The organism is Roseburia sp. AM23-20, assembly GCF_003470905.1.
In the GTDB taxonomy this organism is placed as follows: Bacteria; Bacillota; Clostridia; order Lachnospirales; family Lachnospiraceae; genus Roseburia; species Roseburia rectibacter.
In genome coordinates, this window is record NZ_QRHS01000038.1 from 1 (window position 1) to 7,952 (window position 7,952).

Here is a 7,952-nt window from a genome sequence, read left to right on the forward strand (position 1 = left end):
GCAACTATGGATATCACGAAAAAATGGACCGGACACAGGCAGGACTGGGGGCAGATCCATTCCCAGCTTGAAATCTATTTTGAAGAGCGTCTGATTGGACACAACCTGTAAAAACAGCTTGTTTTAGGCAGGTTTTATTGACATGCCCAAAAACTCCTGTATAATGCAGATATGGGCAGAACCTGAAAAATCGGCTCTGCCCATATGTAACTATTCACAAATCTTATATCAGTTTTTAACGTTTACACAAAACTTGAAACGGTCTCAAGAAGTGATGCGATATTTATAATCCACGTCTTTTCGTCATCGGTTATTTCAGCATTACGACCACGACCGGGAGCATCAAACAAGGCGTTTTCGACACCGCCCTCTTTGAATTTATTCAAGCACAACATTACACTGCATCTATTGATGCCTACTTTATCAGCAATATCATTAATAGAAACACCATCAGCACGTAACAACAGTATTCTTGCTCTACACACGGTTTGTGCCTGTATTGTTCTAGCACGAGTTTGTAATTCAAGATACGAACGCTGCTCCTCTGTTAGTGTTATTGTGTTTACTTTTCTGCCCATGAATATGACCTCCCTATACAATTATATGAAGATTATATCATGGAATACTTATTGAGTCGAGTTAATTAAAAACATTTATACTAGGAAAGAAATCTATGAAACGGAGCTGCCACACAGGGCGGTGGCGGTCTATCTGTATCTGGAGACTCGTGCGGACAGGGAGAGGACATGCTATCCGGCAATCGGTACCATTGCCAGAGAGCTGCACCTGTCTGTAAGTACGGTCAAGCGTGCAATCCGCGATCTGGAGTGTGCAGGATTTATACAGAAAAAGCAGAGATGGCGTGAAAATGGAGGAAAGAGCAGCCTGCTCTATGAAATCATAAAATAGGCACAAAGGGATTACTGCGCCGGTCAGGTGGACTATGGTATGGTTCACCGTGGCCTGTGCAGGGAACTTTTCACTTTAAGGGGGAAGGACAGAGAAAAGAAAATACAGTTGGCGATATGAAACATCAATATTTTTTTGGAAAAAACTAAGAATTGAAGTATTATCAGATGGATCATGTGGGGGATTCATAAAGTAGTGGTATCAACATGACGATATAGAAAATGCAGGGAAGCATTGTATTTCAAAGAGTTTGAGATACAGTGCTTCTGCGTTTCTATAGGAGATAGTCGTTCTATGCGCAAAATAGTCATTTGATGCAGAGAATGATCGAGTGAAAGATTTGTTTGATATAATAAAGAGTGCTAGGTGAGACTTGTATGGTTTACAGGTATGAGAGCAATCAAAGACAGGAATGAAAAATATGAACATTATTATTTGTGATGACAGGATAGATGACAGAAAAAATTTGTCAGATTTGCTGTCAGACTATGGTGAAAAAAAGAATTATGAGTTTACTATTACAGAATATGAATCCGGAGAACAGTTATGCGAAGAACAATCGGCTTTGGAAGCGTGTCAGCTATTATTTCTGGATATCAATATGCAGGGGATGGATGGACTGAAAACAGCTATGAGGATTAAAGAAAAATATCCAAAACTTCCGGTTGTGCTGGTGACGGCATACATGAATTACGCACTGGATGGATATAAGGTGAAAGCAAGCCGTTTTCTGCTGAAAGATAACCTTGCAGATACTATAGAAGAATGTATGGATGATTTGATAGCAGAAATTAATAAAAACCGTAGGATTCTCGAATTTCGTTTTGTGGAAGGAACGATAAAACTTTATGCAGATGACATCATTTATATAGAAACAGAGCTTCACAAAAATGTATTTTATACAGAAAAAGGGACATTTCAGATTTATAAAAAACTGGATGAACTAGAAAATGAATTCAAGGATATGGGATTCGTGCGGGCACATCTAAGTTTTCTTGTAAATATGAGGTACATCACAAAAATCAGCGGTTATGTGATGACACTTACCACGGGAAAAAAGATTCCGGTTCCCAAGGCACGATATGCACAGGTAAAGAGGGAATATATGCTGTATAAGGGAGAAGAATAACATGACATTCTGGGTATTGACATTTATTGCGGAAATGCTGGAAGTAAAAGGAACGCTATACTTTTTTGATACTTTTATGGAAAAAAGAGATGGCGGATATAGGAACAGATATAGATTTTTTGTTTATTGCGGAGTGCTTTATCTGGTAGCAGTCACAGGGGCATGGATCGGAATGTTAAAATGTATCCCGATTATACTGGTTATGTCTTTCCTGAATCTGGCTTATTATGAAGTTTCCTTCCGGCAGAGTTTTTTGTTTTCAATCATCAACTATACAATGCTTGTATTGATTGATTATGTGACTGTTTTGCTGGGAAGAGGAGGTTCAATCCAAGAAAAATGGTTTTTACAGGCACTGATATCAAAGACGGTTTTTATCATTCTGATGTTGTTTATCAGAAGATTTAGCAAGACAAGAAAAAGCTGCGGTCTGATTACAGGAAAAGAATGGTTACAGTTTTTCTGTGTTCCTGTATTTACGGTGGTCGGTTTCATTCTTATGTTTTATTCAGAAAACGATGATATGCAGAATGTATTTTTATTTCTTTCGGTGGGACTGGTTGCGATTAACCTTATCCTTATGGAGTTCATGCAGAATACCATTGAAAAAGAAGAGAGAATAAAAATTGCGGTACTTACGGAACAAAATCAGAAAAATCGTATTGCAGATTATCAGGACCGGGAAGAAATCTATGAGCGTCAGCGAAGAAAAATGCACGATTATAAAAATCAGCTTTCTACGATCCAAACGTTGATAAAGAATGGACACACAGATGAGGCACTTTCATTTACGCAGAAGCTGACAGAGAGCATAGCTGTCGAGATGTCGGCAATCAACACAAATCATCCGGTGGTCAATGCTGTTTTAAACCAGAAGTACCGCAGCATGCAGGAGAAACACATAGCGGTTATCCTGAAAGTAGGGGATCTGCAGGAGATCTGTCTGGAGGAGGAAGAGATTGTGATTCTGCTCTCTAATTTATTGGATAATGCAATCCGGGAGAGTGAAAAGGTACTGAAAAATACCGGAAAAGCGGTCATTCATCTCAAATTAGAGTGCGAAGATCATAAACTGATATTTGCGGTGAGAAATCCGGTGACAGAAAAGGTGGAAATTGAAAATGACACGATAAAGAGCAAAAGAGGGGATCATCACGGCATTGGGCTGTTAAATGTAAAAGCAGTTGTGGATAAATATGGCGGTGATATGGTGCTTTCCTGCGATGAAAATGAATTTAAGGCTGTGGTTATCTTGTAAAGAGATGGTCTTTGTGTGCGTAATATGGTCGTTTGATGATATGGGACTAGGAGAACAGGTTATTTTATCCGATAAAAAAATAGAGGAAATAAGTATGTTATGAGAATTTTAAAGAATGAATATGATAAATGGATAAGTATATATAGAGGTTAAAATATATGCAGAGAAGGTAGAAAATATGAGGTGAATTCATGGGAATATCGATTTCAAATGCAACGAGTTCTGCTATTACAAAATATAGTGTATCGCTGAGAAGTGGAGAACCTGATTGGTCTATGATTCCAAGTGCAGGGAAAAGCAATAAGTCACAGGCAGAGTTTGTCTCTGAGATTAAGGAACTGGCTCAGAGAGCTGCCAACACTACGAGTAAAACGGAATTAGAATCTATTCACAGGCAGAGAACAAGGTTATGTGCAGAATACATATCCGATGTATCCCCTGACAGAAAGGCATTATATCAGCAGGCTAAAAATGCGGTAAAAAGTCAAAATGGTAATCCGAAATGCAAAGGAATCGGAGAATTATCATTGCTCGATTTTCTGGAGAGGGCAGAGGGGAAAAATAACAACCTTGCGCAAAAGAAGTTTGCTCTGGCGGGAGGAGGCACACTGGAATGTCCGATTCTGACAGGCGAAGGATATGGTGCCGACATTTCTTATCAAGGAACAAAAGTGTTGACCTATCTGGGAGATAGTTATGGATGGGGATGCGAAAGAACTCCGGCTGAGCGGGAAAAGGAAAGAGAATTTTACGGAATTTACTTCAATGAATACCATACGCAAAAGAATGCCCAAAGCTCAGAATTGAAAGAACTGCCGAACTATTTGGAAGAGAAAACGTCTTTTGATAGGAAAGCGTAAGGATATAGGTAAGATAACAGGTTTAATATGGGAGGATGTTTTATGTCAAAAATAACGGATTATGCTTTTTTGTTTCAAAAATCATTTGGGACATCAGGAGTAAATGCAATAGGCAGTTTTCAGTTGTCCCAGTTGAACAGCAGTTCTGTTCAGTCCAAGTTAAAAGCTGCCGGGATTAACACAAACAGCAAACAATATAAAGCCGCAGTAAAACAAATGATGTCTGCTGGAAATGGTGCAATGTATGGCAATATTCAGGGAATAAAAAATCTGATGAGTCATTATGACAAGGATGGAGATTATATCAACCCTGTAAATGGACTGGCAGGACTTTTAGTGACAGATGAAAATGAAAGTTCGAGAAAACGGATCATATCAATTCCGGATAGCAGCAAAGAAGAAATGTATGAACTGACAAAAAAAGAGTTCCTGCGTGAAAACGGTGTCCACAATGGAGATACAACAAAACGTTCCGAGGTATATAACAATTTGTATCGCAAAATGCAGAAAAAGGACAGATTGGCTGCCGGGTATACGCTTGAAAAATATGAGAGAATTTACAGACAGGCATTTTATGATGCCGCAAAAAAGGCTGATCCTAACTGGAAAATTGGTAAGCCAATCAAAGATGGTGCATTAGATAGTGTTACAAGAGAATTGGCAGAGTCGGGGAAATCTCCTGCACAGGCAACGCTTGATACTAAAATTTAACATATCAGGTATATTTGAATAATTAAAAAGAGAAAATTTTGAGCTGATTGGAGAAACAAAAATATGAACATTAGTTCTAGCCTGAATACCGTATCTTCATCATACGGTCAACAAAAAGGTAATCAAATGAAAACTCCTGCATCTGGGGAAAAGACATTTTATACGGCAGAAACACCAAAGGTATATCAGATATTTACAACAGATAATATGTTGTGGACAGGAGGTAATGGTACAGGTCTTTCTTATTGTCTTAAATATGCGGATGATTCGACGGATGAAAATCCTGTGGTGTTAGCGAAAGGTGTGGATGAAAACGGGAAAGAGTTTGAGCAAAGAATTTATATCAATGATGTTAATCCATCAAATGCTACAGTAGTCGAAATGCGTGCATTGGAGGCACATTACAAAGTGGAAAAGCAGGGAGGTTTCACGTCTCTGCCGCTTGAAGCTGGTAATATGGGACTTAACGACAGAAGAGATTTTATCGCAATGTTCAAAAAAAGCATAGAAGATTTAAACAAATTGGGAAGGTTTGACTTATCGTTGCTTTGGACGAAAAGTATGGATGCTTATCTTGATTTGACAAGTGCAAATAGTAAGTATAAATAGTGCTTAGTCATTTGAACATAGGAAAAAAGAGAACTTGGATTACATATCATATTGAGGCTGAGAGAAATCAAATAGGTGACATAGTCGGAAGAACTCCGAATAATGAAGAAAAAATATGTAAAATAAAATGAAAAAAGTTTATCGATAGGGTTCCAGTATGATTTACATGATACAGATTATAAGACTTATATAAGGCAGGGGGATAATATGGTTACTGTAAATAATTCTGACTATTATAACAACATTCCAGCTGGCAGGGATTTAAACAAGCTGCCCAATAATTCCAGCGCCGGTACAACTGTAGGATATCAGTATGATGGACTTACAGAGGAAGATCGTTTCGTACAAAAAGTTTTGCAGGAGCATTATGATAAAGTGTACAAAGAAAATTTGTCTCATTCTGATCCAATGGCATATATCGAATCAAAATATTGTGATGTGACCTCACCTAATTTTTGCTCATATATGACAGAAGATCAGCGTTCCATAGCTTACCGCAATGAGAAAAGAATGTTACAAACAGGAGGAAAATATTCGGCTGGATTTGCCCGGTATGATTATGCATTAAGAAATTACAAGGATGTATATACAGGTGGTTCAAGAAGTGTTGGTTATGTACGCAATACTGACAGGGAAAAACAGCATGCCAGAAGTGTTGTAAATCAGCAAATTTCAAATCTACTTTCAAAGAATGGGATATCAATATCAAAACAGGCAGATTTGGTATTTTCTATTGATCCATATACATATCAATTAACAGTGTCGGGAAATGCAGATAGAGATACATTATCGCAGATAGAAAAATTACTGAATGAAGGGGATAATGCGAAAAATATATGGACACATGCGTGGATTTGTATGCATGATGCAGATAATGAAATTGTTAATTCGCAGGCAAGTATGACAAAGGCAAACCAATATTCTTTATGGCATGAAGTGTATGAGACAACTGGATATGATGCACGCAATGCGACATATAAAAATGGTACTTTTATTGCAGAGGATGGTACAGATTTACTGGCATTGTTTAAGGAAAAATCTAAAAGTGGCGCAGGGTATGAACTTTATTCTAAGAGATGGCTGCAATATGCTAAGAATGGTTGGAAAAAAGAAAATGATTTGGTATTGAAAATAGGATTTGACAGCAGTGGATTGTATGATATAGGGCAGGAAAAAGGATATGGAGCAACACAGAATATGTGGATGAAAGGTATTAGTCAAAGTATATTTGAAGCTAGCGTGTAATCAATATTATATTGATTCTGAGAGAAATCCAACAGGTGGCATAGTTGGAAGGACTCCGAATAATGAAAGGAGATATGTTAATATGGCAGTTACAGGAATAGGAACTTATGCGTCATATACGAATAGTTATGGCAATACACAAAATGCTGGAAACAAAACGGGCAGGACATATAAGAATGCTCATGAATATAAGAACTATTTAACACAAAAATACGAATGTTTACGAAGCAGGGATTATTCCGTAAATATAAACAGTTCTCTTTTGTCAAAGGCTATGGGAGATGAAAAGACAAAACAATGGTTGGAGTACAATTTATCGCTAATACCAAAAACAATAGAACAGTCAAGAGCTTATGTGGCAGCAAGAGGAGCAAAGATACTGAGTTATAGTATTACTATAAATGGATATGATAGCATGAGTTCTGTAATGTGTACTCAAGATGAAGTTGATCCGGGAACAGAAAAAGCAAGGAAAGAACTTGAAGAAAGACTCGAGAAAAGGAAAGCAGAAAAGAAAGAGACAGAGGAACGGCTGGAAAAACAGCGTGCCGAAAAACAGGAGCAGGAAGAACGGCAATATAATCTGAAAATTGATGGAAAAGATGTAGATGACCTGACAGGAAAAATGGTGGAATTGCTAGGTACTTCAACTTCTATAGGAGTGACAGAAAATGGAGTTTCGGCATTTGATGCTTTGGCATAGGAACTTTGATATGAAACCGTAAGGTGTGCAATTAAAATAATGACTTATGCTAGAACATAAAATAGACAAAAATAAATTTGTTGATTTTTGCAATGGAGATGTAAAGGGAGAAGATACAGAGACACTGAATCATTTTGATGAACATACAAGATATCAGTTTACAAGAATGCTGTATGCATATGGAACCGGGATGACCGGACAGAATCCTTTTGCCAATGATGAGGAAGTCGAGATTACAGCGGATATAGACAGTGCAACCCATACTTCCTTTTATGTGAATGGGCAGAAAGCGTTTACAGCCATTACGGGTATGTCATATCTCCCATCCGAGATTCAAACCTTTGGAACCATACAGCAGCCATTTAAAACCAGAGGGTACAAACCATATGATCCCGGTACAAACAGTATCACGATTGGGGTTGGAAGCAGATTTAATCTTGGAAATGGATACAGCATGACGGTACAGGAAGATTTTGTCTGGGGCGAGGGCTATGGAAACGGAAGCAAAGCAGATGATGAAAGATGTAA

9 protein-coding genes and 1 pseudogene are annotated in these 7,952 nt (G+C 37.9%); 9 read left to right on the forward strand and 1 reads right to left on the reverse strand.

Annotated elements, in window-relative coordinates; genetic code table 11:
- Window positions 1-242 precede the first annotated feature (242 nt).
- On the reverse strand, window positions 243-578 hold the full coding sequence (locus DW650_RS18275) for a helix-turn-helix domain-containing protein (RefSeq protein ID WP_243103019.1): 336 nt from the start codon (window positions 576-578) through the stop codon (window positions 243-245).
- Window positions 579-651: 73 nt separating this feature from the next.
- Here DW650_RS18275 and DW650_RS18280 point away from each other — a divergent pair, with 73 nt between their 5' ends.
- The 9 genes and pseudogenes from DW650_RS18280 to DW650_RS18320 form a co-directional block, all read left to right on the forward strand.
- Window positions 652-909, forward strand: coding sequence for a helix-turn-helix domain-containing protein (locus DW650_RS18280; RefSeq protein ID WP_117921155.1), 258 nt, complete (start codon window positions 652-654; stop codon window positions 907-909).
- 421 nt (window positions 910-1,330) lie between these two features.
- Window positions 1,331-2,038: a LytR/AlgR family response regulator transcription factor gene (locus DW650_RS18285; protein ID WP_227701584.1), complete on the forward strand. Its 708-nt coding sequence runs from the start codon at window positions 1,331-1,333 to the stop codon at window positions 2,036-2,038.
- 1 nt (window position 2,039) lies between these two features.
- Window positions 2,040-3,296: a sensor histidine kinase gene (locus DW650_RS18290; RefSeq protein ID WP_117833062.1), complete on the forward strand. Its 1,257-nt coding sequence runs from the start codon at window positions 2,040-2,042 to the stop codon at window positions 3,294-3,296.
- A 191-nt stretch (window positions 3,297-3,487) separates the two neighbouring features.
- A complete protein-coding gene (locus DW650_RS18295) occupies window positions 3,488-4,156 on the forward strand; it encodes a hypothetical protein (protein WP_117465419.1) in 669 nt (222 codons plus the stop codon).
- Window positions 4,157-4,198: 42 nt separating this feature from the next.
- Entirely contained in the window at window positions 4,199-4,867 is a 669-nt protein-coding gene (locus tag DW650_RS18300) for a DUF3879 family protein (RefSeq protein WP_109258908.1), read from the forward strand.
- A gap of 63 nt (window positions 4,868-4,930) precedes the next feature.
- The gene (locus DW650_RS18305) at window positions 4,931-5,476 is read left to right on the forward strand and encodes a hypothetical protein (RefSeq protein WP_055040309.1); all 546 of its coding nucleotides are present in this window, start codon (window positions 4,931-4,933) and stop codon (window positions 5,474-5,476) included.
- Window positions 5,477-5,683: 207 nt separating this feature from the next.
- Window positions 5,684-6,721, forward strand: a complete 1,038-nt coding sequence (locus DW650_RS18310; RefSeq protein WP_118210768.1) for a DUF4885 family protein — start codon at window positions 5,684-5,686, stop codon at window positions 6,719-6,721.
- An 82-nt stretch (window positions 6,722-6,803) separates the two neighbouring features.
- Complete coding sequence (locus DW650_RS18315) at window positions 6,804-7,424, forward strand: DUF6033 family protein (protein WP_055274666.1); 621 nt, start codon at window positions 6,804-6,806, stop codon at window positions 7,422-7,424.
- A gap of 46 nt (window positions 7,425-7,470) precedes the next feature.
- Window positions 7,471-7,952: pseudogene (locus tag DW650_RS18320) on the forward strand (hypothetical protein); the annotation flags it as partial.

What these genes read in the sequence shown, in the direction of transcription:
- DW650_RS18275 (WP_243103019.1), bottom strand. Translation starts at nt 578, where the DNA reads ATGGGCAGAAAAGTAAACACAATAACACTAACAGAGGAGCAGCGTTCG.
- DW650_RS18285 (WP_227701584.1), top strand. Translation starts at nt 1,331, where the DNA reads ATGAACATTATTATTTGTGATGACAGGATAGATGACAGAAAAAATTTG.
- DW650_RS18290 (WP_117833062.1), top strand. Translation starts at nt 2,040, where the DNA reads ATGACATTCTGGGTATTGACATTTATTGCGGAAATGCTGGAAGTAAAA.
- DW650_RS18295 (WP_117465419.1), top strand. Translation starts at nt 3,488, where the DNA reads ATGGGAATATCGATTTCAAATGCAACGAGTTCTGCTATTACAAAATAT.
- DW650_RS18300 (WP_109258908.1), top strand. Translation starts at nt 4,199, where the DNA reads ATGTCAAAAATAACGGATTATGCTTTTTTGTTTCAAAAATCATTTGGG.
- DW650_RS18305 (WP_055040309.1), top strand. Translation starts at nt 4,931, where the DNA reads ATGAACATTAGTTCTAGCCTGAATACCGTATCTTCATCATACGGTCAA.
- DW650_RS18310 (WP_118210768.1), top strand. Translation starts at nt 5,684, where the DNA reads ATGGTTACTGTAAATAATTCTGACTATTATAACAACATTCCAGCTGGC.
- DW650_RS18315 (WP_055274666.1), top strand. Translation starts at nt 6,804, where the DNA reads ATGGCAGTTACAGGAATAGGAACTTATGCGTCATATACGAATAGTTAT.